This window comes from Streptomyces sp. NPDC085866 (genome assembly GCF_044541035.1).
GTDB lineage: Bacteria > Actinomycetota > Actinomycetes > Streptomycetales > Streptomycetaceae > Streptomyces.
This window is the reverse complement of record NZ_JBITSQ010000004.1, coordinates 353,402-377,419: the sequence shown is the minus strand read 5'-3', so window position 1 is coordinate 377,419 and position 24,018 is coordinate 353,402. Positions and strand designations below refer to the sequence as shown.

The 24,018-nt window shown below is 73.1% G+C and carries 19 protein-coding genes; 12 read left to right on the top strand and 7 right to left on the bottom strand.

Translation table 11 applies throughout. From position 1 onward, the window contains the following. The first annotated feature begins 119 nt into the window (after nt 1-119). Together ACIF83_RS11770 and ACIF83_RS11765 are read left to right on the top strand one after the other, a co-directional pair. On the top strand, nt 120-767 hold the full coding sequence (locus ACIF83_RS11770; RefSeq protein WP_393473495.1) for a ScbR family autoregulator-binding transcription factor: 648 nt from the start codon (nt 120-122) through the stop codon (nt 765-767). Between the two features lie 22 nt (nt 768-789). Next, nucleotides 790-1,998 carry a damage-control phosphatase ARMT1 family protein gene (locus tag ACIF83_RS11765; protein ID WP_399725860.1) on the top strand — a complete coding sequence of 403 codons (1,209 nt, stop codon included), beginning with the start codon at nt 790-792 and terminating at the stop codon, nt 1,996-1,998. Here ACIF83_RS11765 and ACIF83_RS11760 read toward each other — a convergent pair. Beyond that, nucleotides 1,975-3,249: a cytochrome P450 gene (locus ACIF83_RS11760; protein ID WP_399725858.1), complete on the bottom strand. Its 1,275-nt coding sequence runs from the start codon at nt 3,247-3,249 to the stop codon at nt 1,975-1,977. The genes ACIF83_RS11765 and ACIF83_RS11760 overlap by 24 nt on opposite strands. Then, nucleotides 3,246-3,608: a hypothetical protein gene (locus ACIF83_RS11755; RefSeq protein WP_399725855.1), complete on the bottom strand. Its 363-nt coding sequence runs from the start codon at nt 3,606-3,608 to the stop codon at nt 3,246-3,248. The genes ACIF83_RS11760 and ACIF83_RS11755 overlap by 4 nt, the downstream gene beginning before the upstream one ends. 221 nt (nt 3,609-3,829) lie before the next feature. Between ACIF83_RS11755 and cyc2 the strand changes: the two genes are divergently transcribed. After that, on the top strand, nt 3,830-6,019 hold the full coding sequence (gene cyc2, locus ACIF83_RS11750) for a germacradienol/geosmin synthase Cyc2 (RefSeq protein ID WP_399725852.1): 2,190 nt from the start codon (nt 3,830-3,832) through the stop codon (nt 6,017-6,019). Between the two features lie 121 nt (nt 6,020-6,140). After that, nucleotides 6,141-8,030, top strand: a complete 1,890-nt coding sequence (gene phsA, locus ACIF83_RS11745; protein ID WP_399725849.1) for an O-aminophenol oxidase PhsA — start codon at nt 6,141-6,143, stop codon at nt 8,028-8,030. Nucleotides 8,031-8,041: 11 nt separating this feature from the next. Here phsA and ACIF83_RS11740 read toward each other — a convergent pair whose 3' ends face one another. Continuing rightward, the gene (locus tag ACIF83_RS11740) at nt 8,042-8,776 is read right to left on the bottom strand and encodes a gamma-glutamyl-gamma-aminobutyrate hydrolase family protein (RefSeq protein ID WP_393473479.1); all 735 of its coding nucleotides are present in this window, start codon (nt 8,774-8,776) and stop codon (nt 8,042-8,044) included. Nucleotides 8,777-8,869: 93 nt separating this feature from the next. Here ACIF83_RS11740 and ACIF83_RS11735 point away from each other — a divergent pair, with 93 nt between their 5' ends. From ACIF83_RS11735 to ACIF83_RS11720, 4 genes are all read left to right on the top strand, one after another. Continuing rightward, nucleotides 8,870-9,736 (top strand): LysR family transcriptional regulator, encoded by an 867-nt coding sequence (locus ACIF83_RS11735; protein WP_399725846.1) that lies wholly within the window; start codon nt 8,870-8,872, stop codon nt 9,734-9,736. 127 nt (nt 9,737-9,863) lie between these two features. Then, on the top strand, nt 9,864-10,421 hold the full coding sequence (locus ACIF83_RS11730) for a PDZ domain-containing protein (protein ID WP_399725843.1): 558 nt from the start codon (nt 9,864-9,866) through the stop codon (nt 10,419-10,421). A gap of 214 nt (nt 10,422-10,635) precedes the next feature. After that, complete coding sequence (locus ACIF83_RS11725) at nt 10,636-11,763, top strand: M24 family metallopeptidase (RefSeq protein ID WP_398138425.1); 1,128 nt, start codon at nt 10,636-10,638, stop codon at nt 11,761-11,763. Nucleotides 11,764-11,817: 54 nt separating this feature from the next. Beyond that, complete coding sequence (locus tag ACIF83_RS11720) at nt 11,818-12,762, top strand: aminoglycoside phosphotransferase family protein (RefSeq protein ID WP_399725840.1); 945 nt, start codon at nt 11,818-11,820, stop codon at nt 12,760-12,762. Here ACIF83_RS11720 and treZ read toward each other — a convergent pair. Then, complete coding sequence (gene treZ, locus ACIF83_RS11715; RefSeq protein ID WP_399725837.1) at nt 12,759-14,504, bottom strand: malto-oligosyltrehalose trehalohydrolase; 1,746 nt, start codon at nt 14,502-14,504, stop codon at nt 12,759-12,761. The genes ACIF83_RS11720 and treZ overlap by 4 nt on opposite strands. A 174-nt stretch (nt 14,505-14,678) precedes the next feature. On the opposite strand from treZ, the gene ACIF83_RS11710 reads away from it, so the two are divergent. Then, the gene (locus tag ACIF83_RS11710) at nt 14,679-15,230 is read left to right on the top strand and encodes an FHA domain-containing protein (protein ID WP_393473463.1); all 552 of its coding nucleotides are present in this window, start codon (nt 14,679-14,681) and stop codon (nt 15,228-15,230) included. Between the two features lie 103 nt (nt 15,231-15,333). Next, nucleotides 15,334-15,747 carry an SSI family serine proteinase inhibitor gene (locus ACIF83_RS11705; protein ID WP_393473460.1) on the top strand — a complete coding sequence of 138 codons (414 nt, stop codon included), beginning with the start codon at nt 15,334-15,336 and terminating at the stop codon, nt 15,745-15,747. A 78-nt stretch (nt 15,748-15,825) separates the two neighbouring features. Here the strand turns inward: ACIF83_RS11705 and ACIF83_RS11700 are convergent, their stop codons facing one another. Next, nucleotides 15,826-17,076 carry a M14 family zinc carboxypeptidase gene (locus ACIF83_RS11700; RefSeq protein WP_393473457.1) on the bottom strand — a complete coding sequence of 417 codons (1,251 nt, stop codon included), beginning with the start codon at nt 17,074-17,076 and terminating at the stop codon, nt 15,826-15,828. Between the two features lie 134 nt (nt 17,077-17,210). Beyond that, nucleotides 17,211-18,668, bottom strand: a complete 1,458-nt coding sequence (lpdA, locus tag ACIF83_RS11695; RefSeq protein WP_399725832.1) for a dihydrolipoyl dehydrogenase — start codon at nt 18,666-18,668, stop codon at nt 17,211-17,213. A gap of 106 nt (nt 18,669-18,774) precedes the next feature. Between lpdA and ACIF83_RS11690 the strand changes: the two genes are divergently transcribed. Next, nucleotides 18,775-19,716, top strand: coding sequence for a LysR family transcriptional regulator (locus tag ACIF83_RS11690; protein WP_399725829.1), 942 nt, complete (start codon nt 18,775-18,777; stop codon nt 19,714-19,716). A 227-nt stretch (nt 19,717-19,943) separates the two neighbouring features. On the opposite strand, the gene treY is transcribed toward ACIF83_RS11690, so the two are convergent. Next, the gene (treY, locus tag ACIF83_RS11685; RefSeq protein ID WP_399725826.1) at nt 19,944-22,313 is read right to left on the bottom strand and encodes a malto-oligosyltrehalose synthase; all 2,370 of its coding nucleotides are present in this window, start codon (nt 22,311-22,313) and stop codon (nt 19,944-19,946) included. An 81-nt stretch (nt 22,314-22,394) separates the two neighbouring features. Between treY and ACIF83_RS11680 the strand changes: the two genes are divergently transcribed. Next, entirely contained in the window at nt 22,395-23,759 is a 1,365-nt protein-coding gene (locus ACIF83_RS11680; protein WP_399725823.1) for an MFS transporter, read from the top strand. The last annotated feature ends 259 nt before the right edge of the window (nt 23,760-24,018 follow it).

Below are 24,018 nucleotides of genomic sequence, written 5' to 3'. Positions count from 1 at the left end.
CTGTGACACATGGAAGTACGACCGTCTGACTCCCTTTGCCGCGCGGTGAGTTATCGTATGCGTGGGGTCAAAACAAACCGCGTGTCCCGTTCGGTAGAGCTGCGAGGAGGGGTCAGTCGATGGCGAGGCAATTACGCGCTGAGCAGACCCGGGCGACGATCATCACTGCTGCCGCCGATCTGTTCGACCGACAGGGCTACGAATCCACCAGTTTGAGCGACATCGTGGGCCACGCGCAGGTCACCAAGGGGGCGTTGTACTTCCACTTCGCCGCGAAGGAGGATCTGGCCCACGCCATCCTGGAACTGCAGGCCAGGGCCGCGCAGCAGGTGGTGGCCGATGTCGAGGGCCGGGGCTACACCTCACTGGAGGCCCTGATGCGTGCCACGTTCGCCATCGCCCGGCTGGCCGTGGAGGATCCGGTGCCGCGCGCCGGACTCCGCCTCGCCACCGCGGACGTGACCGTACGGCCGCCGCTGAGGCACCCCTTCACGGAGTGGCTGGAGTTCGCCACCCGTAAGTTCAGCGGCGCCGTGAAGGAGGCGGATGTGCACGCCGAGACCGATGTCGGTGTCGTCGCCCATTCCCTCGTGTGCTTCTTCGTCGGCACCCGGGTCGCCGGCCGCTCCCTGGAACCGGTCGGACGGCTGCCCCGCAGGGTGGCGGAGATGTGGCACCTGATGGTCCGGGGGCTGGTGCCGGTGCACCGCCGCCCCCGCTATCTGACCCTCGCCACGCAGCTGGAAAGGGAGACAAGAACCGGCTGACCCGCGCGATACGGTGACGCCCATGCCCGAAATCCCCACGGCACCGGTCATCCTCGGTGACGAACCCGGCTCGTTCCCGCACAGCGTGCTGGCCGAGCGGCACCCCGCGATCATCCGGCAGGTGCGGGACGCGTTCCCGTACGCCCCCGGGCAGCACCGCGCGCTGGACGAGCTGCTGAAAAGCTGCACCGAAGGCGTGATCGAACCGCTGCCCGAGGGGGCCGGTGACCGGGACCGGTGGCGGGCCTGGGGGCTGGACGACTACGTCGGCCGGTCCTGGTTCGACGTGCCGTGGCTGTGGTCCGAGAGCCACTTCTACCGTCGGCTGCTCGACGCCGTCGGCTGGTTCGGCCCGGGCGCCTGGCAGGGCATCGACCCTTTCCGCCCCTTCAAGCGTGCCGAACTCGACGCGCCGGAGACCGACGAGGAACTGGCCGCGCTCGACACGCTCCAGGACCGTCCGGAGCCGGAGCGGGCCCGTGCCCTGCTGCACGGCTCGCTGTGGGGCAACCGCGCCGACCTCGGCTTCCGGATGTCCGCCGCCGGCGCCGAGGCCGCGGAACCGGCCCCCGCTCTGGTCGCCGACGACAGCGAGACCCTGTGGTCGCTGCTGCCGCCCTCCGGCACGGGCACGCTCGTGCTGGTCGCGGACAACGCGGGCCGTGAACTCGTCCCCGACCTGCTCCTGATCGCCCATCTCCTCGCCGAGGGCCGGATCGGCCGGGCGGTCCTGCACGTCAAGCCGTACCCCTACTACGTCTCCGACGCCACGACGGCCGACGTGGTCGACGCCCTGCAGCGCCTCGCCGCGGCACCGGGCGCGGCCGCCGGGTACGGGCGCATGCTCTGGTCGGCCATGGCCGACGGCCGCCTCACGGTACGCGCCCACCCCTTCTCCTGCGCCCCGCTGCCGTACGCCGACCAACCGGACGACCTGCGCGCCGAGTTCGCCTCGGCCACGCTGACCATCTTCAAGGGCGACCTCAACTACCGCCGTCTGGTGGGCGACCGCCTCTGGCCGCCCACCACGTCCTTCCAGGAGGTGACCGCCTACTTCCCCGGCCCGGTCGCCGCCCTGCGCACCCTGAAGTCCGACGTGATCACCGGCCTGACCGCAGCCGCCGAGAACGCGCTGGTCGTGGCCGAGGGGCAGCGCTGGCGCACCGGTGGCACCCACGCGCTGATCCAGGCGAACGCCTCGCACGTCTCAAGCGACCTGCACGGGAAGTGACTTGAGGCCGTTGATGAAGTTGGACACCAGACGCCCGGCCGGTCCCGCGGGGCGCAGGCCGGGCAGAGTCCGCAGCACCTCCTCGTAGAGCAGCCGCAGCTGCAGCCGGGCGAAGTGGGCACCCAGGCATACATGCGGGCCGTCCCCGAAGGACACGTGCGGGTTGGGTGTGCGGGCGAGGTCCAGCCGGTCGGGCTCGGTGAAGACCCGCTCGTCCCGGTTGGCCGAGGCATGGAACACCACGACCTTGTCGCCCGCCCGGATCCGACGGCCGGCCAGCTCGGTGTCCTGCGCGGCGGTCCGGCGGAAGGTCAGGACCGGCGGGTGCCAGCGCAGCAACTCGTCGACCGTGGTTGCCATTTCGGCCTTCCCGGTGCGCAGCAGCTCGTACGCCTCCGGATGCTCCGCCAGGGCCAGCAGCCCGCCCGGGGCCGCGCTGCGCACGGTGTCGTTGCCCGCGATCGTCAGCAGGAAGAAGAACATCTCCAGTTCGGCATCGACCAGTTCGGCGTCGTGAGCGAGTGTGGTCATGATGTCGTCGGCGGGATAACGCCGTTTGAGCGCGGCCAGCCGCCCGGCGTACGCGAACATGTCCCGCAACATCGCGGGCGAACGCGGATTGACCGGCTTGCCCGCCTCGTCCAGCACCGCAGGGCCGGCCTCGTCCGGATCCTGGTAGCCGATGACCCGCTGCGTCCAGTGCAGCAGCAGCCGCCGGTCGCTCTCCGGAACCCCCAGCAGATCCGCCAGGTTGAGCAGGGCGTACTCGTCGGTGACGGCGGTGACCAGGTCGACCGTGCCGTCGCCCGACCGGGCTTCGTCCACCGCCCGGTCCAGCAGGGTCCGGGCCCGCTCGCGCGCGACCGCCGTGAACCGGTCGACGCGCCCCGGAGTGAACGCCCGGCTCACCAGCCGCCGCAGCCGGCCGTGCTGCGGCGGATCCTGGTTGAGCATCATGCGCCGGATGAACGGCAGATCGTCCGGATCGGGGTCACGGATCTGGGTCGCGCCGAGGTACGAGGAGTACGTCGCCGAGTCCTTGAGCACCCGGACCACGTCGGCGTGCCGGGTCACCGCCCAGAACCCGGGACCGGCCGGCCAGCCCAGCACCTCCGGCTCGGCCTGCCAGGCCACCGGAAGGTGGTCGCGCAGGACGCGGTAGTCGGCGTACGGCACCCCGGCGGCGTACCGGCGCGGGTCGAAGACGTCGGGGACGCCGGATACCGGCGAGGCCTCCTTCCGTACGCTCACGCCGGCTCACCCGCGTCCGCCCGCAGAAAGTCCTCCACCGCGCGGATCAGCTCCAGCGGGGTCTCGTCCACGGCGCAGTGTCCGGCACCGGGCAGCCCCACGGGTTCGGTGCGCGGATACCAGGCGGCCGGACGGCGGCTCCCGATGGTGAAGTCGATGATCGTGCGCCGGTTCTCCGGCCGGTGCGCCGCGTCCGCGAACAGCACGCCCTGCTCGACCGGCGTGTAGGTGAAGGCGGTCCGGTCGAGATCCGGCAGGACGGCCTCGTAGGCGGAGCGGTCGGCGAATGAGCCGTGCACGGCGAACACCTCGTGGGTGCCGTCGCCGTGCACCTCATGGGGCAGCACGAAGGGGGTCATGCGCCTACCGTGACCCGCGCGCGGGGGCTCGGCAAGGGCACGGACGGGACATGGCGGCGGCCGGCCCGATGTCGTACCGCGTACCGGACGGGACTCGCGTCAGCCAGGGCCAACGCCACAGAAAGCCAAGGAAGTTCCCTGCTTGGCCGGTGGTTCACGCGATGGTGTGATCATCGCTCGGGGGGCGGATGGTGCTTCCGGGGCCCGGGTAGGGCCCGGCCATGACGCAGCCGTTCGCACTTCCGCACTTCTACATGCCGTATCCCGCGCGGCTCAACCCGCATGTCGACGAGGCACGTGCCCACTCGACGGCGTGGGCGCGCGAGATGGGCATGCTGGAGGGCTCCGGGATCTGGGAGCAGGCCGACCTGGAGGCGCACGACTACGGGCTCCTGTGCGCCTACACCCACCCCGACTGCGACGGCCCGTCCCTCTCGCTGATCACCGACTGGTACGTCTGGGTGTTCTTCTTCGACGACCACTTCCTCGACATGTACAAGCGCACCCAGGACCGCGCCGCCGGAAAGGCCCACCTGGACCGCCTGCCCCTGTTCATGCCGCTGGACCCGGCGACCCCCGTGCCGGAGCCGGAGAACCCGGTCGAGGCGGGCCTCGCCGACCTGTGGAGGCGGACGGTGCCGTCGATGTCCGTCGACTGGCGCCGCCGTTTCTCCCTGGCCACCGAGCACCTGCTGAACGAGTCCATGTGGGAGCTGTCCAACATCAACGAGGGGCGGATCGCCAACCCGGTCGAGTACATCGAGATGCGCCGCAAGGTGGGCGGCGCCCCCTGGTCGGCGGGGCTCGTGGAGTACGCGACCGCCGAGGTGCCCGTCGCCGTCGCCGGGACCCGGCCGCTCAGGGTGCTCATGGAGACGTTCTCCGACGCGGTCCACCTGCGCAACGACCTCTTCTCCTACCAGCGGGAGGTCGAGGACGAGGGCGAGAACAGCAACGGCGTGCTCGTGCTGGAGACCTTCTTCGGCTGCACCACCCAGGAGGCCGCCGAGACGGTCAACGACATCCTCACCTCGCGCCTGCACCAGTTCGAGCACACCGCGCTCACCGAAGTGCCGGCCGTCGCCCTGGAGAAGGGGCTCAGGCCCGACGAGGTCGCCGCGGTCGCCGCCTACACCAAGGGACTTCAGGACTGGCAGTCCGGCGGCCACGAGTGGCACCTGCGCTCCAGCCGCTACATGAACCAGGGCGCCACCACCGTCGCGCCCTGGCAGAAGCTGACGGGTCCCGGCACCTCCGCCGCCGACATCGGCGCGCTGCTCGCCACGGCCGCCGCGATGGGGGCACCTCCCACGCCTTTCGGGCAGTGGGGGAGGCTGCGCGCCTACGCGCACGTGCCCTTCCAGAAGGTCGGCCCGTCGCTGCTGCCCGACTTCCACATGCCCTACCAGGTCGGGTTGAGCCCGCACCTGGAAGCGTGCCGCCCCCGCCTGACCGCGTGGATGCACCGCATGGGCATGCTGCAGGAGGGCGTCTGGGACGAGGACAAGCTCGCCGCCTACGACCTTCCGCTGTGCTCGGCCGGACTCGACCCGGACGCCACCCCTGGGGCCCTGGACCTCAGCGCCCACTGGCTTGCCTGGGGCACCTACGGCGACGACTACTACCCGCTGGTCTTCGGGGGCCGCCGCGACCTGGCCGCCGCCCGGCTGACCACCGCCCGCCTGTCGGCCTGCATGCCCTGCGACGGTGAGGTGACACCTGTCGTCCCGGTCAACGGCATGGAACGCGGCCTGATCGACCTGTGGGCCCGCACCACCGCCGGCATGACCCCCGACCAGCGGCGCGGCTTGCGAGACTCCGTCGACAAGATGACCGAGAGCTGGGTGTGGGAGCTGTCCAACCAGCTGCAGAACCGCGTCCCCGACCCGGTCGACTACCTGGAGATGCGGCGCGCCACCTTCGGCTCCGACCTCACCCTCAGCCTGTGCCGCATGGGCCAGGGACCCGCGATCCCGCCGGAGATCTACCGGACCGGCCCCGTCCAGGCGCTGGAGAACGCCGCCGTGGACTACGCCTGCCTGATCAACGACGTCTTCTCGTACCAGAAGGAGATCGAGTACGAGGGCGAGCTGCACAACGCGATCCTCGTCGTGCAGAACTTCTTCGGCTGCGACTACCCGACCGCGCTCGGCATCGTCCACGACCTGATGACCCACCGGATGCAGCAGTTCGAGCACATCGTCAGCCACGAACTGCCCGTTCTGTACGACGACTTCGGTCTGCCGGCCGAGGCGCGCGAGGCCATGGGCCACTACGTGGCCGACCTGCAGAACTGGATGGCGGGCATCCTGCACTGGCACCGGGAGGTCGACCGCTACAAGGCCGGCTACCTCGCCCGCCGGACCCACGGCTTCGTACCGGACCTGGGGCCGGCGCTGCCCATCGGCTGACATCACGCCGGCCGTTTCGGAATCTTCTCGTACGGAACGGGATATTCAGGGAACCCCGGCGGGGCGCAGGGAGTCTTCTGAGGCAAGGGGAACAGACAACAGAACACGGGGGTGTTCGACCTTGACCGACATCATCGAGAGGATCACCGAGGGCGCGGCGGGCAATCAGGCACCGGAACCGGGCGAACTGACGCCGTACGTCGCCCGGTTACCGGTCCCGCCCGTCCTGCGCCCGGCCGCCGCGTCCGCCGACGTGACGCACGAGACGGAGATCGCCCTGCGCCCCACCTGGGTCCGCCTGCACCCGCAGCTGCCGCCGACCCTGATGTGGGGGTACGACGGCCAGGTGCCCGGCCCGACCATCGAGGTGCGGCGCGGACAGCGCATCCGCATCGCCTGGACCAACCGCATCCCGAAGGAGAGCGAGTACCCGGTCACCTCGGTGGAGGTGCCGCTGCGCACCGACGGCCGCCCGCCCGCCACCACCGAGCCCGGCCGCGAGGGCGTCGAACCGAACAAGGACGTCGCCGCCCTGCCCGCCTGGACGGTGACCCACCTGCACGGCGCCCAGACCGGCGGCGGCAACGACGGCTGGGCCGACAACGCCGTCGGACACGGCGACGCCCAGCTGTCCGAGTACCCGAACGACCACCAGGCGGTGCAGTGGTGGTACCACGACCACGCGATGAACATCACGCGGTGGAACGTGATGACGGGCCTGTACGGCACCTACCTCGTCCGTGACGACGAGGAGGACGCGCTCCACCTCCCCTCCGGGGAGCGGGAGATGCCGCTGCTGCTCGCCGACCGTAACCTCGACACGGACGAGGACGGCCGCCTCAACGGCCGGCTGCTGCACAAGACGGTGATCGTCCAGCAGCAGAACCCGGAGACGGGCAAGCCGGTCTCCATCCCGTTCAGCGGCCCGTACACCACGGTCAACGGCCGTATCTGGCCGTACGCCGACGTCGACGACGCCTGGTACCGCTTCCGGCTGGTCAACGCGTCCAACGCGCGCATCTTCAACCTCGTCCTGGTGGACGAGGACGACAACCCGGTGCCGGGTGTCATCCACCAGATCGGCAGCGACGGCGGGCTGCTGCCCCGGCCCGTCCCGGTCGACTTCGACGAGGCGCTGCCCTCGCTGACCGCGGCCCCGGCCGAGCGGTTCGACCTGCTCGTCGACTTCCGGGGCCTGGCGGGCCGGAAGCTCCGGCTGGTCAACAAGGGCCGCAACCAGCCCGCGGGCGTGCCCGATCCGGCGGGCGACGTGCGCTATCCGGCGGTCCTGGAGTTCCGCGTCCGCGAGACCGGGATGTGCGACACCTTCGAACTGCCCGAGGTGCTCTCCGGCTCCTTCCGCCGCCTCACGCACGACATCGAGCACGGACACCGCCTGATCGTGCTCACGCCGCCCGCCACGAAGGGCGCCGGCGGCCACCCGGAGATCTGGGAGATGACCGAGGTGGCGGACCCGAGCGGCCTCCAGCTCCCCGCCGACGGCGTCATCCAGCTCACGGGGGCGGACGGCACCACGAAGACGTACCGGCGCACGGCACGGACGTTCAACGACGGTCTCGGCTTCACCATCGCCGAGGGCGGCTACGAACAGTGGAGCTTCCTCAACCTCGCGCCGATCGTCCACCCGATGCACATCCACCTGGCCGACTTCCAGCTGCTGGGCCGGGACGCGTACGACGTCTCGGGCTTCGACCCGGCGGTGGGCGGCACCCGTACCCCCATCGCGTACGACGCGGGCACACGGATACCGCTCGCGCCCAACGAGTTGGGCCACAAGGACGTCTTCCGCGTCCCGGGCGGGCAGATCCTGCGCGTCATGGGCAAGTTCGACGGGGCGTACGGCCGGTTCATGTACCACTGCCACCTGCTGGAGCACGAGGACATGGGCATGATGCGGCCCTTCGTCGTCATGCCGGCCGAGGCCATGAAGTTCGACCACGCGGCGCACGGCGGTCATGACGGCGGCCACGGCGGGGGGCACACCGGCTGATCCCGGTCAGGTCACGCGGGCAGGCCCGCCACCCGGCCCGCGTGCTCGACCGCGGCTCGCGCCAGCGCCCGTACCACCGGGTGCGGGCGCGAGCCGTCGCCGGACAGCTCCGGCTGGAACAGGGTGGCCAGGAAGAAGGGGTGGCCCGGCAGTTCGGCGACGCGGACCTGCCCGTCCTCGTCGTGCCCGGAGAACCGCAGACCGTGGGCGCGGAGGATGTCGAGGTGGCGGGAGGGGCCGTAGGCGCAGTGGTACCGCTCGACCGTCCGTTCCGCACCGGTCACGGAACGGGCGAGCGAGCCCGGCTCCAGGGTCACGGCGGCCTCGTGGCCGGCAAGTGAACAGGCCAGCGGCTCGATGAGCAGGTCCTCGGCGTCGGGGTCGTTCTCGGCGTGCGCGGTCCCGGTCAGTCCGCACACGTTCCGGGCGAACTCCAGCAGCGCGTGCTGGAAGCCGCCGCAGGTGCCCAGGAACGGGATGCCCTCCTCGCGCGCGGTACGGATGGCCGCGAGGACGCCCGCCTCGCTGCGGTACGGGCTGCCCGGCAGCACCCACACCGCGTCGAAGCCGCGCACCGCGCCCTCGTCCGTCGCGTCCTCGGACGGGATCCAGTAGGCGTCCAGGACCAGCCGGTCGCGTTCGGCGAGGGCGTCCAGCAGGAGCGGGACCCGGGTGTGCGAGACGACGTTGGGGGAGCGGTCCCCGACGAGGGCGAGGGTGGCGGTGTGAGCCGCGGTGTTCGTCATGCCGTTCATCCTGGGCGGCGCCCGTCGTTCACGTCCAACGATGATTCCTGCACGGTCGATAAGTACTGCTGATGGAGTGCGATCCTGTTCCGCATGGACCCGCACCTGCTGCGCACGTACGTCACCGTGGCGCGCCTCGCCTCCTTCTCCGAGGCCGCCCGCGAGCTGGGCTACACCCAGTCCGCGGTGTCCCAGCACATCGCCGCCCTCGAGCAGGACCTCGGCGCGCCCCTGCTCACCCGGCGGCCCGTCGCACCCACCGCTGCGGGCGAAAGGTTGCTCGAGCACGCGGGCCCGCTGCTGCTGCGCCTGGACGCGGCCCGCGCCGACGTGACCCGCATGGCCGCCGCGCCCGCGCACGGCCTCACCCTCGCCACCACACCGACCGCCCTCGGCCCGGTCGTCCTGGGCGCGCTCCCGGCGGCGGGCGTGACCCTGCGCGTCCTCACCCGGGACGAGATCCCGGCCGCCGTCGCCACCGGCACCGCCGACCTCGGCCTGGTCGACGGCGTCGCCGCCCCCAGCGACCCGCTGCGGCTGCCCGACGTGGCACCGCTGACCACGCACGGCGTCGCCGAGGAACCCGTCAGCGTCCTGCTGCCCACCGGTCACCCCCTCGCCGGCCGCAGCAGCCTGCGCCTCGGCGACCTCGCCGACGCCCGCTGGCTGGACGCACCCGACGCGGCCCTCCCGCTCGCCCATCTGCGCGCTGCCAACGGCGGCGGCGCCTTCCGGCCCGCCCTTCGCTACGAGGGCACCGACCTGCGCACCCTCACCGCCCTCGCCGCCGCCGGCCACGGCCTCACCCTGCTGCCCCACTCGACGGCGACCGGCGTCCCGGGCACCGTCGCCGTCCCGCTCACCGCACCTCGGGTCGTCCACCGCACCGAACTCGTGCACGGCGGGGCCCCGACGGGAACGGCGGCGGAGGTGGTCCGGCAGCTGGTGGACCGTGCGTGAGCGTGGGTCCGGTGCATCGCCTCGACGGCTATGACTACCCTCCGCCACGCTCCGGCCAGTCTCACTCGTTCGTGTCTCGTCGTGGAGCGGAGCCCCGGGTAGAGCACCAGCCGGAGGCGAGCGAACCATGGATCAGACTGCGTTGCGTCCCAAGCCGATGCCCGGTCAGGAACGGCGGGGGAGCGTCACTCCCGGCCCCGTCCGGCGCCCGCACGCCGCGCGCCGCCGCGGCCGGCGGCTCAGGACCCTGCTGCTCGGACTGTGCACCGGCACCGTCCTGGTGCTCTCCGGGGTCGGTATCGGCACGGTCGGCGCCACCGTGATCGGCATGAGCAGGCTGGCCGAGCTGCAACGCCAGTCCCCGCCGCACCACCCCTCGGCCGAGCCGGCCCCCACGCCGAGCCCCGCGGAGGCCCGGACCGGAGCGACCCTGGGTGTGGAAGCCGTCGACGCGGACAAGGCCGGCGCCTTGGTGGTGGGCGTCCACGTGCCCGGCCCGGGCTACACGGCGGGCCTCGTGCGCGGCGACGTCCTGCTGCAGCTCGGCAGGGCACGCGTCGACACGGCCGCCGACCTCGCCCGGGCCGTCGCCCACGTCCGCCCCGGCACGGAGGTGACCCTGACCGTGCGCCACCCCAGTGGCGGCTACCAGCAGCTGACCGTGGTTCCGGGCGTGGTGACCTGACCGCGGCCGACATGCGCTCCCGCGTGTCCGGACACGTCGGGAAACTCACTGGTCGCACCCCGCCCCACGCGCCATGATGACCCCATGCCGAGCCCCGTCCCCGCGGACCGCCGCCACAGGACTCCGCGATCGGCTCGCGCCGCCCTGTCCGGCCGGGCAGGATGCTGCCCGAGACCGCTTCGCCCCGTCACCACGACCGCGCTCGGAGGCCCGGATGACCGGTAGCACGCCCGCGCCCTTCACCGCAGACGACTACAGGGCCCGTATGGAGCGCGCCGCGCACGCCGCCGCCGACGCCGGCCTCGCGGGACTGCTCGTGGCACCGGGACCGGACATGGTGTGGCTCACCGGCTACACGCCCACCGCGGTCACCGAACGGCTCACCGTGCTGGTCCTCACCCCGGGACACGACCCCGTGCTCGTCGTGCCCACCCTGGAGGCCCCGGACGCCGAGCACGCGGCCGGCGCGTCCGCGTTCACCCTGCGCGACTGGACCGACGGCAAGGACCCCTACGCCGTCACCGCCGCCCTCCTCGACCACAGCGGCCGGTTCGGCATCAGCGACAACACCTGGGCGATGCACCTGCTGGGCCTCCAGCGCACCCTGCCCGGCACCTCCTACGGCGCCCTGACCGACGCCCTGCCCATGCTGCGCGCCGTCAAGGACGCGGCCGAGCTGGAACTCCTGGCAGCCGCGGGAGCGGCCGCGGACGCAGCGTTCGAGGAGATCCGGAAGGTTCCCTTCGCCGGGCGCCGCGAGTCCGACGTCGGCCACGACCTCGCCGACCTGCTGCGCCGCTTCGGGCACTCCCAGGTCGACTTCACCATCGTCGGCTCGGGTCCCAACGGCGCCAACCCGCACCACGAGGTCGGCGACCGCGTCATCCAGCACGGCGACATGGTCGTCCTCGACTTCGGCGGACTCAAGGACGGCTACGGCTCCGACACCACCCGCACCGTGCACGTCGGCCGGCCGACCGACGAGGAACGCACGGTCCACGACATCGTGCGTGCCGCCCAGGAGGCCGGCTTCCGGGCCGTGCGGCCGGGCGTCGCCTGCCAGGAGGTCGACCGCGCCGCCCGTGCGGTGATCACCGACGCCGGATACGGCGAGTACTTCATCCACCGCACCGGCCACGGCATCGGCGTCACCACGCACGAGCCGCCGTACATGATCGAGGGCGAGGAACAGCCCCTGGTACCCGGCATGTGCTTCTCCGTGGAGCCCGGCATCTACCTCCCCGGCCGCTTCGGAGTACGCATCGAGGACATCGTCACGGTGACCGAGGACGGCGGTCGCCGCCTCAACAACACCACCCGTGAGATGGTCATAGTGGACTGAGAGGCCCAGGAGACACACCCTCGACGACACCCCGGAACGGCTACGGCGCGACCCATGACCCAGGCACCGACACCCACCGCGGACTCCGTCCGCAGACTGGTCCGTTCCCTGCTCAAGGAGAGCAAGGAGACCGCGAACGGCATCGAGGGGCCCGAAGTCCGGCCCGTCGCCGAGGGCCACGAGCACACCTGGTGGGTCGGCACCCGCCATGTGCTGCGCCTCGCCCCCGACCGGGAGGCCTCCGCCCGCCGCCGTCGCGAACTGCGCCTGCGCGACGTGGTCCGCCCGCATGTGCCGGTCGCCGTCCCGACCAGCGTCGCCCACGGCGACTGGGCACCCGGCCTCGCCTACACCCTCGACACCAAACTGCCCGGCGGCACCGCCGACGAGCACGACGTCTCCGCCGTCGGCGAGGCCGACCTGGCCGGGCTGCTCAGCGGACTGCGCGCCGTGCCGGCACGGCAGGCGGAGGCGCTCGGCGTTCCGCGCACCGCCGCCCGCTCCCTGGAAGCGCTGCGCCGCATGGCCGTGCACGCGGCCGAACGGCTCGCCGCCGCCGACGAGTTCGACGCCGCCCGCATGCTTCAGCTCACCCCGCCCGGCGCCGCCCAGCTCGCCGCACAGACCGCTACCGCCGTCCTCACCCACCACGGCCTCACCGGCGAACACGTGGTGGTCAGCGCCGACGGACGGGTCCGCGGCATCCTGGACTGGACCGAGGCCGCCTTCGGCGACCCCGCCGAGGACATCGCCGGGCTCGCCGTCGCCGTCGGCTCCCCGGCCGCCGTCCGCGCCGCCACCCTCGCCGGCTACGGCGCCCGCCCCTGCCTGCGCGGTCTGTGGCTCGCCCGCTGCGACACCGTCATCCGTCTCACCGACCACCTCGAAGGCCGCGCCACCGGCTCCCTGACGCTGCTGCGGATCCAGCTGCGGCGCGCCTGGGAGCCGATCCTGCTGGAGCGGGTGACCGAGTTCAAGGACGACGAGTCGGAGGCCTAGGGCTGGACCAGCACCACGCACGACTCCCCGGGCACCTGCAGCAGCCCGTCCGGGCCAGGTGCCGCCACCGGCTCCCAGGCGGCCAGGACCTGCACCCGCCCGGTGCCCAGCGGGATCGCCGCCTGCTCCTTGCCCAGGTTCACCGCCACCCGGACGTCCCCGCGCCGGAACGCCAGCCAGCGGGCCTCCTCGTCGTACGCCACCTTCGTGTCGGCCAGGTCGGGATCGGTGAGGTCCGGCTGCTCCCGGCGCAGCTCGATCAGCCGCCGGTACCAGGCCAGCACGCGCGCGTGGGGCTCGCGTTCCGGCTCCGACCAGTCGAGGCAGGACCGCTCCCAGGTCGCCGGGTCCTGCGGGTCCGGTACGTCCTCCTCGGCCCAGCCGTGCTGCGCGAACTCCCGCCGCCTGCCCCGCCGTACCGCGTCGGCCAGCTCCGGGTCCGTGTGGTCCGTGAAGAACTGCCAGGGTGTGCCCGCCGCCCACTCCTCGCCCATGAACAGCATCGGCGTGAACGGCGCGGTCAGGGTGAGCGTGGCCGCGCAGGCCAGCAGACCGGGGGCGAGCAGGGCCGAAAGCCGGTCCCCCTGTGCGCGGTTGCCGACCTGGTCGTGGGTCTGGCTGTAGCCCAGCAGCCGGTGCGCGGCCACCTGTGCCCGGTCCAGCGGCCGCCCGTGGCCGCGGCCCCGGAAGCTCGAGTACGTGCCGTCGTGGAAGTAGCCGCCCATGAGCGTCTTGGCGAGCGCGGCGAGGGGAGCGCGCGCGAAGTCGGCGTAGTAGCCCTGGGACTCGCCGGTCAGCGCACAGTGCAGGGCGTGATGGAAGTCGTCGTTCCACTGCGCCTGCAGCCCGAGGCCGTGCTCCGCGCGCGGGGTGATGATCCGCGGGTCGTTCAGGTCGGACTCGGCGATCAGGAACAGCGGGCGGCCCAGCTCGTCGGCGAGGCCGTCGACGGCCGCCGACAGCTCCTCCAGGAAGTGGCACGCGCGCGTGTCGCGCAGTGCGTGCACCGCGTCCAGGCGCAGCCCGTCGATCCGGTAGTCCCGCAGCCAGGCCAGCGCACTGCCCACGAAGTACGCGCGCACCTCGTCCGAACCCGGCGCGTCCAGGTTCACGGCGGCGCCCCAGGGGGTGTGGTGGGTGTCCGTGAAGTACGGCCCGAACCGCGGCAGATGGTTGCCCGACGGACCCAAGTGGTTGTGCACGACGTCCAGCACGACCCCCAGGCCCAGTTCGTGCGCCCGGTCCACGAACCGCTTCAGCGCCTCGGGGCCGCCGTACGGCTCGTGCACCGCCCACGGCGACACCCCCTCGTACCCCCAGCCGTGCCGCCCCGGGAACGGACACAGCGGCATCAACTCCACGTGGGTGACGCCCAGCTCCACCAGGTGCCCGAGGTGCCCGGCGGCCGCGTCCAGGGTGCCCTCGCGGGTGTACGTGCCCACGTGCAGCTCGTAGAGCAGCGCGCCGGGCAGCTCGCGCCCCGCCCACGCGGAACGCCACGCGTACCGCCCGTGGTCGACGACCGCGCTCAGGCCGTCCGGGCCGTCCGGCTGACGGCGCGAACGCGGGTCCGGCAGCACCGGACCGTCGTCCAGCGCGAACCCGTACCGCGAGCCGTCCTGCGCCTGTGCCTCCCCCGTCCACCAGCCGGCGCGGCCGGAGTCGCGCTCCAACGTGCGCGTGGCGCTGTCGCAATGGAGCGTCACACGGTCTGCCTGCGGTGCCCACACCTCGAACTGCACGGACGGTTCCCCTTCGTCTGCTCACCGTGATGTAGCCCGTCCATCGTGCCGCGAAAGCGATCAATCCGCTTTCGAATCCGCCCTTTGGCGGCAGGTGTCCTGGAACGATGCGCGTGCGGTAACCGTTCTCCGTGTTTCTGGACACCGGAGGTTCACTGTCCGACAATCACCAGCGTGACGTCGTCTTTCGAGATCCCCATGTACCCCGCGCGACTGTCCGACGCGGAGCGCGACAAGGCGCTGCAGGTGCTGCGAGACGGCGTCGCCATGGGCCGTCTGTCGCACGACACGTTCGTACGCCGCATGGAACTCGCGCTCGCCGCACGCCGCGCCGACGAACTCGCCGCCCTCACCGCCGACCTGCCCCACGAGAACCGCCTCTCGCGTGCGGTCTTCGGCACCGTCGAGGCCGTCTCCGGCTTCACCGTGCGGCTGCGCCGGGCCTGGCAAGCCGAGCGGCTGCCCAAGCTGCGGCTGCCGAACCCGGCGAACGGCCATCCCCTGCGCATCGGCCGCGACCCCGCGAACGGGCTGCGCCTGAACCACGAGACCGTCTCCCGCGTACACGCCGAACTCCGCCGCCAGGGCGACATGTGGATCCTCAGGGACCTCGGCTCCACCAACGGCACCACGGTCAACGGCCGCCGCGTGGTGGGCTCCGTCGCGGTCCGCGAGGGCGACCAGGTCGGCTTCGGACGGATCGCCTTCCGGCTCTCGGCGGACTGAGACGCCGTCCCGCATTCGAACTGACGCACCACTGTGCGCCCGTACGGTCCCGTTCGGGTGAGTCGGGGTGCGGAACGCGAGCCGCCGTGCCGATGCTTCGGGAATGACGTACATCACCCGAGCGACAGCGGCCGCAGGCGCCCTGCTGGCCTCCGTCGGCCTGTTCACCGCGGGCCCGGCCCAGGCGGCACCCCGTCACACGCTCACCGGCAACTGGCTCGACCTCACCGTCACCCGCGGCATCGCCCAGACCGGCTACACGCGCCACACGCTGCTGCTGTGCGACCCACCTCTCGGGCACCAGCACGCGGCCGAGGCCTGTGCCGAACTCGCGGCCGCCGACGGCGACATCGATCGCATCCCGCCCAAGAGGATCTTCTGCACGATGATCTTCGCTCCCGTCACCGTCCACGCGCGCGGGCGGTGGAACGGGCGGACGGTCGACTTCCGGGAGACGTACTCCAGCAAGTGCGTCATGAAAGGGCGGACGGGAGCGGTCTTCGCGCTGGACGACTGAACACGGCCCGCGGCAGGAGCGGCAGGCGGCGGCCACGGGGGCGTGGCGGACGGCAGGGCGGGAGGCGGCGTGGAGGCCTCACGCCGCCCGTTCCCGGGCCTGCTGGGCCGCCACCAGCACCGTCCGGGACTGGTGCTCCACCTGATTCTCCAACGGCACCCAGCGGGCCCGGAAGCGCTCCGCGAAGGCCTCGCACCAGGCGGCGACCAGCTGTTCGAGCCGGGGCGCCGCCCGGTCGTCCGTCTCCCGCAGCACCCGCAGCAGCATCGCCGCCGACCGCAGCGGCAGCCGCCGTCCGAAGGCGTCCACACTGCCGACGTACGCCATCGTCGTGCCGGCCGGCGGTGTGTGGATCCAGTCCTGCGCCAGGCCCGGTATCAGCTCCAGCGCCCACCGCGACGCCCGCAGCAACGGCCCGTCCGCATCCTCCAGCCGGGGCAGCACCTCGGCGAGCACCCGCTCCACCTGCAGCGAGTCCCGCAGCAGCCGCTGGGCCAGGCGTCGTATCGCCGCCGCCGGTGCCGGGTGCGGCGCCGGGTCGTCCACCAGGTCGCTGGCCCACATCGGCACTTCCACCACGGCCGTCAGACCGCCGTAGCGGTGCGCGTGGTACCAGGTGCTGTGCCGTGCGTCGTCCGGCAGGCTCGGGTAGGCGACGCCCGTCTCCGGGCCGGGCATCACATGCACCCCGGGCCCCGAGGCGGGCCAGCCCGCGGCGTCCGAGGCACCCGTCTCGACCGGGATGTGCAGCTCCGCGGCGGACTTGGCGAACGGCTCCGCCAGGCCCGGCAGGTCCTTCGTCAACTGCACCCAACTGCCGCCCAGATCGGTGCCGTGCAGGGTCACCTGGAGGTAGGGGCGCAGCTCGTCGATCACCCCGGTCAGGGCCCGCGTCTCGGGCGGCAGGCGGTCCGGCGGGAGCACAGCAGGGGACCACTCCGGCTGCTCCGCGCCGGTCGGCCGGTAGAAGCCGAGGTGGTAGTCGAGCAGGCTGCGCGGCGCCGGGGTGACATGCAGGCTCGCGCCGTCCGGGTCTGCGCACAGCAGGAAGTGCCAGGAGGTGTCGTCCCGCAACTCCCGCTCGGCCAGCACCCGTTCGGCCAGCACCCGGAGGGTGGAGCCGCCCGTCGGCTCGTTGGCGTGGGCGCCCGCGACGACCAGCACGGCGCGGCGGGCGTGTCCCACCGACAGCAGGTGCAGAGGCCGGCCGGCTCGCGAGAGGCCCACCTGTCTGAGCGAGCACAGCCCGGGCTCCTGAGCGGCCAACGCTCGTGCGGAGGCGACCAGTTCGGGAACGCTGGGGTAGCGCAGCTCCGGCAGGAGACTCACCCCCGACTTGTCCGCCCTGCTTCGCCCTCCCAGTGCCGCACGACCTGGGTGAACTGTCAAGCGCACGGCCGGGAGGCTCCAGGGGGCGCCCGGACGCATTCAAGGAGGGTGCCGGACCGCCGCGATCCGGGGGCTCACTGCTGGTGCAGGCCGCGTCCGGCGAGCGTCAGGAACACCTCGCCCACCGCCTCCGACAGCGTGGGGTGCGCGTGCACGTGCCGGGCCACGTCCGAGGGCTGGGCGTCCCAGCCGACGATCAGCTGGCTCTCGGCGATCATCTCCGACACGTTCGGGCCCACCAGATGCACACCGAGCACCTGCCCGCCGCCGGCCTCGGCGACGACCTTCACCATTCCGCCCTGCCCGTGCACCATCCCCTTGGCGACGGCGGTCAGCAGCATCGTGTTGACGTCGACCTCGTGCCCACGCGCGCGTGCCTCCGCCTCGCCGAGCCCCACGGAGGCGGTCTGCGGCGACGAGTACGTCACCCGGGGCACGGCCGCGTAGTCCACCGGAGCCGACGGCAGCCCCGCCAGCGTCTCGGCCACCAGCATGCCCTCCGCGAAGGAGGCGTGGGCCAGGCCGAGCGAGGGCGGCGGCAGCAGGTCGCCCACGACATGGACCCCCGGTACGGCCGTCTCCAGCCGACTCCAGTCCGCCGGTGCGACGAACCCCCTCTCGTCCGTCGTCAGCCCGGCGGCGGACAGGTCCAGGCCCTCGGTGACGGGGGCCCGGCCGACGGCGACCAGCAGCCGCTCCGCCTCCACGGTCCGGGTCTCCCCGCGGGCGGTCCGCACCCGCGCGCGTACGCCGTTCTCCAGCACCTCCGCGTCCAGCAGTCGCGCACCCGCCTGCACGTCGACGCCCCGCTTCTTCAGGCCGCGGGTCAGATGCCGGCTCACGTCGGCGTCCTCCAGCGGCACGATCCGGTCGGCGGCCTCCACCAGGGTGACCTCCGCGCCCATCGACCGGTGGAAGGAGGCGTACTCCGCCCCGATCGCACCCCCGCCCAGCACCAGGACGGACCCCGGCAGCCCCGGCGCGAACAACGCGTCGTCACTGGTCACCACGCGCCGCCCGTCGGGCACGAGCCCGGGGAGCGTGCGCGGTCGCGAGCCGGTCGCGAGGACGATCCCGCGGCGTGCGGCGAAGTCGCGCACGCCGAGCGCGGATTCGGTGTGCACGCCCTCCACCCGCACCGTGCGCGCTCCCGTCAATCGCGCGCTCCCTCGCACCACCCGCACACCCGCGTGTGCCAGATGCGCCTCGACCCCCTTGTGGTTGCGCGCCACGATGTCGTCCCGTGTGGCCACCAGCGCCGGCCAGTCGACGGAGTCCAGCGTGGCCTTCACACCCCAGCGTTCGCGGGCCTCGACGATGCCGTCGACGAGCTCGGCGGCGTGCAGCATCGCCTTGCTGGGGATGCAGCCGCGGTGCAGACAGGTCCCGCCGACCTTGTCACGTTCGACGAGGACGACGTCGAGACCGAGGGCGGCGGCGCGCAGGGCGGTGCTGTACCCGCCCGTGCCACCGCCGATGACGACGACGTCCGGCGTGTGCGTTGCCCCTGCGCTCATGACCTGTGTGTTCATGACCTCCACCCTCCGTCCCTGCCTTGCCATGAGTCCAAGGCAATGTTTTTGTGGGACCGATGCAGGATCCTTATGGGAAGGCGGGGGAGGCGGGGAAGGCGGCGCGATGAGCCTGCGGCAGATGGAGTACTTCCTGACGGTCGTCGAGGAGGCGTCCTTCACGCGCGCGGCGGAGCTGCTGCATGTCACCCAGCCCGCGCTCTCGCACCAGATCAAGGCCCTGGAGAAGACGGTCGGCGGCGCCCTGCTGGAGCGCATGCCGCGCGGGGTGCGTCTCACCCCGATGGGCCGCGCCTTCCTGCCGCACGCCGAGCTGGCCGTCCGCAGCGCCGCCCAGGCCCGCCGTGCGGCCCGCGCCGCCGCCGGCGCCGAGGGCGGCGAGCTGCACATCGCGGCCCTGCACTCCATCGCCGTCGGCGCCCTCCCCGACGTCTTCGCCCGCTGGCGTACGGCCCACCCCAGGGTCCTGCTGCGCCTGCACGAGTACGCCACCTCCGAGGCCCTGGAGGAGGCCGTCCAGCGCGGCACCGCCGACCTCGCGATCGGCCCCGAGCCCGTCGGCGCGCCCGGCACCGTCGTGCCGGTCGGCGAGGAGGAGGTCGTCCTCGTCGTGCCCTTCGACGACCGGCTCGCGGGCCGTACGAGGGTGACACTGCCGGAACTCGCCGACCGCGCCTGGATCCGCTGCGCCATGGAACCCGTCGTCCACGGCGAGCGCTTCCTCGACTGGGCGTGCGGACAGGCCGGATACCGCCCCCGGACCGCCATGTGGACCGAGCACACCTCCACGGCGGTGCGCATGGCCGCTGCCGGGGTCGGGGTGTGCGTGGCGCCCGCCCACGTCGTGCGGGGCGCCGTCGGCGAGGACTGCGTCGTCCTCACCCCGGACCCGGCCTGGAAGCGCGCCCTGACGGTCTACGCGCGCGTGCCGCCCACCGGAGCCGCCGAGGCCTTCGTGGACCTCCTGCGCACCACCTGGCCCGCGCTCGGAGCAACCGCGCCCCGGGAGCACGAGGACTGCGCCCTGCCCGCCGCACAGGTCGGCTGAGCGAGCGCCGGCCCCTCAGCCCTCACCCTGCCTTCCAGCAGTGCCAAGGGCAGCGGCTCGTCAGGGCCCGTCACGGGTGCGGGGCTGGTGAACTCTCCCCCCGGCGGCTGCATGTCCGCCCCCCCCGCGGTGGTTGTTTCAGCTGGGGGGTGCGGGGCCTGTGCCCTGTCCGCCGCGCAGGTCGGCTGAGCAGGCGCCGGCCTCTCGTCCCTGCGGGTGTCAGCCCGTCAGTCCTCACCATGTCGCTCCAGCAGTGCCACCGGCAGCCGCTCGAAAAGGTCCGCCACGCGTGCGTGCCCGGTGAACTCCCGCCCCGGGGTCAGCACGTCCGCCCACCGCCCCGGCGGCAGCCCGAGCAGTGTCTCCCGCCAGCCGCCCGACTCCGTCAGCCGCAGCGACAGGCGGGTCACCGCCGTGACCACAGCGCCGGAGCGCGCGAAAGCCGCACAGTGCTCCGCCGCCGGCCCCTCCGCGGTGAGCGGGGCGTACGTCGCCGCCGCGTCGAAGGCGTCGGGCCGGCGCGCGCGCAGTCGCAGGGCCGCCGCCGTCAGCGCGTCCTTCTCGCCGGGCGCCGCGGGGGGAAACGACACCGGCCGTCGGTTGTCCGGGTCCACCAGGGCCCGGTACTCGCCCTCCGTGCCCTGGTACAGGTCCGGCACCCCCGGCATCGTCAGATGGACCAGCGCGGTGCCCAGGACGTTCGCCCGGACGTGCGGCTCCAGCGCCTTGCGGAACGCCACCACACGCTCTCCCGGCGGCCCGCACGGCCCGGCCGTGACGAAGGCCGCCGCCGCGTCCTCGTAGGGCGGCTCCTGCTCCGTCCAGCTCGTGTACATGCCGGCCTCGCGCACATGCTTCAGCAGCGCCCCCTGGACCCGCTCCTCCTCCGCCGAGCCCAGCCCGAAGACCGTCTGCCAGGCCGCCCAGGCCAGCTGCCCGTCGGGCACGCCCTCCTCGGCCAGGGTCACCTCGGCGAGCAACTCCGCCCAGCGGTCCGGGCATTCGGTGAGCACGGCCATGGCCGCACGGACATCGGCGCTGCGCTTGGTGTCATGGGTGGACACGACCGTGCCGGTGTCCGGCCAGTCGCGCTGCACGCGCGCGCAGTACGCGTGGAAGTCCTCCGGGGACACGCCGGGCGCGCCGGGGTCGCCGCCCACCTCGGCCGCCGACAGCAGCGGCACATACCGGTAGAACGCCGTGTCCTCCACGGCCTTGGCGCGCAGCGCCGACGCGGTCTGCGCGAACCGGGTGCGGAACTCCGCCCGGTCGGCGTGGTCCGGTGCCGACGGGTCACCGGGCGCCTCCACCAGCAGCCGCCGCACGATGCCGACGGCCTCGGCCTCCTCGGGCACCACGAAGGCCAGCCGGGCCTCCTCGGCGGCCTCCTCGGTGACGACGGCGGCCGCGTCACCGGAGGCGTACGGGCGGTACACCCGCATCCGGACCAGCAGCTCCTCCAGAGCTGTGCGCAGCGCCCAGGGCGCCCGGTCGCGCAACGAGAGGTCCGGGGAGGCGGCGCACAGCCGGGCGGCCACCCGGGTGAGCCGGTCGGTCTCGGCGGCCAGCTCGTGCGTGATCACCTTGTAGGCAGCCCGCCGCACCGTGGCCTCCCAGTTGCCGCCCCGGTCCGTCTGCGGCGCGGCGAACGCCCGGTACCGCCCCAGCAGTTGATACGCCCCGGTGCGGTCCGTGAACAGCCCGTCGACGTGGCGCAGGGCGTCGTAGCCCGTGGTGCCCGCGACGGGCCAGGAGGCGGGCAGCCGCTCGCCGTCGGCGAGGATCTTCTCCACGACCGTCCAGCGCCCGCCGGTCGCCTCGTGCAGCCGCTCCAGGTAGCCGTCGGGGTCCGCGAGCCCGTCGGGATGGTCGATCCGCAGTCCGTCGACCACGCCCTCCGCCAGCAGCTGCAGGATCTTGGCGTGGGTGGCGTCGAACACCTCCGGGTCCTCGACCCGCAGCCCGATCAGCTCCGAGATGCTGAAGAAGCGCCGGTAGTTCAGCTCGGTGCGGGCCAGCCGCCACCACACCGGGCGGTACCACTGCGCGTCCAGGAGCTGCGGCAGGGGCAGTTCCTCGGTGCCCTCGCGGAGCGGGAACGCGTGGTCGTGGTAGCGCAGGACACCGCCGTCGACCACCAGGTGGTCCAGTTCCGTCCCGACCGGACCGCCGAGCACGGGCAGCAGCAGGCGTCCGCCCTGCGCCTTCCAGTCGATGTCGAACCAGCGCGCGTACGGCGACCCGGGTCCCTCGCGCAGTACCTCCCACAGGGCGTGGTTGTGCCGGGGCGCCATGGCCATGTGGTTCGGCACGATGTCGACCACCAGACCTAGGCCGTGCTCATGCGCGGCGTCCGCCAGCGCGCGCAGCCCCTTCTCACCGCCCAGTTCCTCGCGCACGCGCGCGTGGTCCACGACGTCGTAGCCGTGCGTGGAGCCCGGGACGGCCTCCAGGACGGGGGACAGGTGCACGTGCGAGACACCGAGCGAGGCCAGGTACGGTACGGCTGCCGCGGCGGCTGCGAACGGGAACGCGGGCTGGAGTTGCAGCCGGTAGGTGGCCGTGGGCACCCCCGGTCCGGGTCGCTCAGAAGTCATGGAAACCTACGTACCCAGCCCGCCGTCTTTCGTGTCATCGCCCGCTGCACGCACCCACGCACGCGTGCCTAGCTTCGAGTGATGGGAACGAACGAACGGCCCCGCACAAGGCACGGCACGCTGGACACGTACCGCGAGGTGATCGGCCTGGCAGGGCCGCTGCTGCCCTGCGTGTCGTTCCTGGGGCGGCTGCCGACCGCCACCATCCAGTTCGGAAGTGTGCTGCTCGTCGCCCGTACGAGCGGTTCGCTGGCCGCCGCGGGACTGACCGGCGGCGCGCTCGCCCTCGGCCAGGTGGCCTGCGGGCCGCTGGTGGGGCGGCTCGCGGACCGGCACGGCCAGCGGACGGTCGTGCTCGCGTTCTCGCTCGCCAACGCGCTGACCGTGGCCGCCCTGGTCACCGGCGCCCTGGCCGGCCTGCCCACGCCCGTCCTGGCCGTCCTGGGGGCCGTGGCGGGCGCCACCGTGCCGCTCGTCGGCCCGCTGGCCCGCACCCGCCTGGTCGCCCTCGCCCGCCGCGCCGGCGCCCCCGAGCCCACCGTCGGCGTAGCGCTCTCCTTCGAGAGCACCCTGGACGAACTGTCCTTCGTCCTCGGGCCGGCCCCGGTCGGTCTGGCCGCGGTCCTCGCCCACCCGGCGTACGCGCTGGCCGGCGCTGCCCTCCTGGTGGCCACCTGCGGCACCGGCTTCGCCCTGCACCCGACCGCCCGGGCCGTCCGGCCCGGCCCCGAACGCGCGCGTGCCGCCACCGTGGCCCGCGCTCCCGTGCCCCGCTCCGTCCACGCCCTGCGCGCCGCCCTCGCCCTCCAGGGCGCCATGTTCGGTGCCTGCCAGGCCGGGATCACCGCGCTCACGGCCCGGCTCGGGCAGGAGGACCAGGCGGGGCTGGTGTACGCGGCCATGGGTGTGATGAGCGCCGTGGCGGGGCTCGCCATGGCCGCCGTACCGGCGCGCCTCGGCCTCCCGGCGCGCTGGCGGCTGGCCACCGGGGCCGCCCTCGTGCTGTCGCTGCCCCTGCTGCGCACCGACGGCATGACCGGCCTGTACGCCGTCGTCACCGTCCTCGGGATCGCCTACGCCCCGCACCTGATCACGGTGTTCGGGATCACCGAGCGCACGGTCCCGCCCGCCCGGCTGTCCGAGGCGATGGCCTTCGCGACGAGCGCCCTGGTCGGCGGCCAGGCCCTCGCGGTCACCGCCACCGGCCGCCTCGCCCAGACCTACGGCCCCTCGGCGGCGTTCGCGGCGGCGAGCACGGCGGCCGCGCTCGCCTTCGCCATCGCGCTGGCGGCTTGTCCGGCGGTGTACTCGGGGCAGCCCGAAATCGCGCGGCACGCGCGCGGGCAGGACGAGTCGGCGGATGCGACGCCGTCTGCTGGAGCGCCGCTGTCTGCTTCGCCGGCTGCTGTAGGCGCAGCAGACAGCGATGCTCCTCCGTATCGGTGAAGAGCGGCGAAGGCGAGTACGGCGGCCGCGCTCGCTTTGGCCATCGCGCTGGCGGCTTGTCCGGCGGTGTACTCGGGGCAGCCCGAAATCGCGCGGCACGTGCGTTGCAGGACGAGTCGGCGGATGCGACGCCGTCTGCTGGAGCGCCGCTGTCTGCTTCGTCGGCTGCTGTAGGCGCAGCAGACAGCGATGCTCCTCCGTATCGGTGAAGAGCGGCGAAGGCGAGTACGGCGGCCGCGCTCGCTTTGGCCATCGCGCT

Bases quoted from the DNA above. Each gene is read 5' to 3' on its own strand.
- ACIF83_RS11690 (WP_399725829.1), top strand. From the start codon at position 18,775: ATGAGCCTGCGGCAGATGGAGTACTTCCTGACGGTCGTCGAGGAGGCG.
- lpdA (WP_399725832.1), bottom strand. From the start codon at position 18,668: ATGAACACACAGGTCATGAGCGCAGGGGCAACGCACACGCCGGACGTC.
- ACIF83_RS11725 (WP_398138425.1), top strand. From the start codon at position 10,636: ATGACCGGTAGCACGCCCGCGCCCTTCACCGCAGACGACTACAGGGCC.
- ACIF83_RS11730 (WP_399725843.1), top strand. From the start codon at position 9,864: ATGGATCAGACTGCGTTGCGTCCCAAGCCGATGCCCGGTCAGGAACGG.
- treY (WP_399725826.1), bottom strand. From the start codon at position 22,313: ATGACTTCTGAGCGACCCGGACCGGGGGTGCCCACGGCCACCTACCGG.
- ACIF83_RS11735 (WP_399725846.1), top strand. From the start codon at position 8,870: ATGGACCCGCACCTGCTGCGCACGTACGTCACCGTGGCGCGCCTCGCC.
- ACIF83_RS11720 (WP_399725840.1), top strand. From the start codon at position 11,818: ATGACCCAGGCACCGACACCCACCGCGGACTCCGTCCGCAGACTGGTC.
- ACIF83_RS11705 (WP_393473460.1), top strand. From the start codon at position 15,334: ATGACGTACATCACCCGAGCGACAGCGGCCGCAGGCGCCCTGCTGGCC.
- ACIF83_RS11755 (WP_399725855.1), bottom strand. From the start codon at position 3,608: ATGACCCCCTTCGTGCTGCCCCATGAGGTGCACGGCGACGGCACCCAC.
- ACIF83_RS11765 (WP_399725860.1), top strand. From the start codon at position 790: ATGCCCGAAATCCCCACGGCACCGGTCATCCTCGGTGACGAACCCGGC.
- ACIF83_RS11680 (WP_399725823.1), top strand. From the start codon at position 22,395: ATGGGAACGAACGAACGGCCCCGCACAAGGCACGGCACGCTGGACACG.
- cyc2 (WP_399725852.1), top strand. From the start codon at position 3,830: ATGACGCAGCCGTTCGCACTTCCGCACTTCTACATGCCGTATCCCGCG.
- ACIF83_RS11740 (WP_393473479.1), bottom strand. From the start codon at position 8,776: ATGACGAACACCGCGGCTCACACCGCCACCCTCGCCCTCGTCGGGGAC.
- ACIF83_RS11770 (WP_393473495.1), top strand. From the start codon at position 120: ATGGCGAGGCAATTACGCGCTGAGCAGACCCGGGCGACGATCATCACT.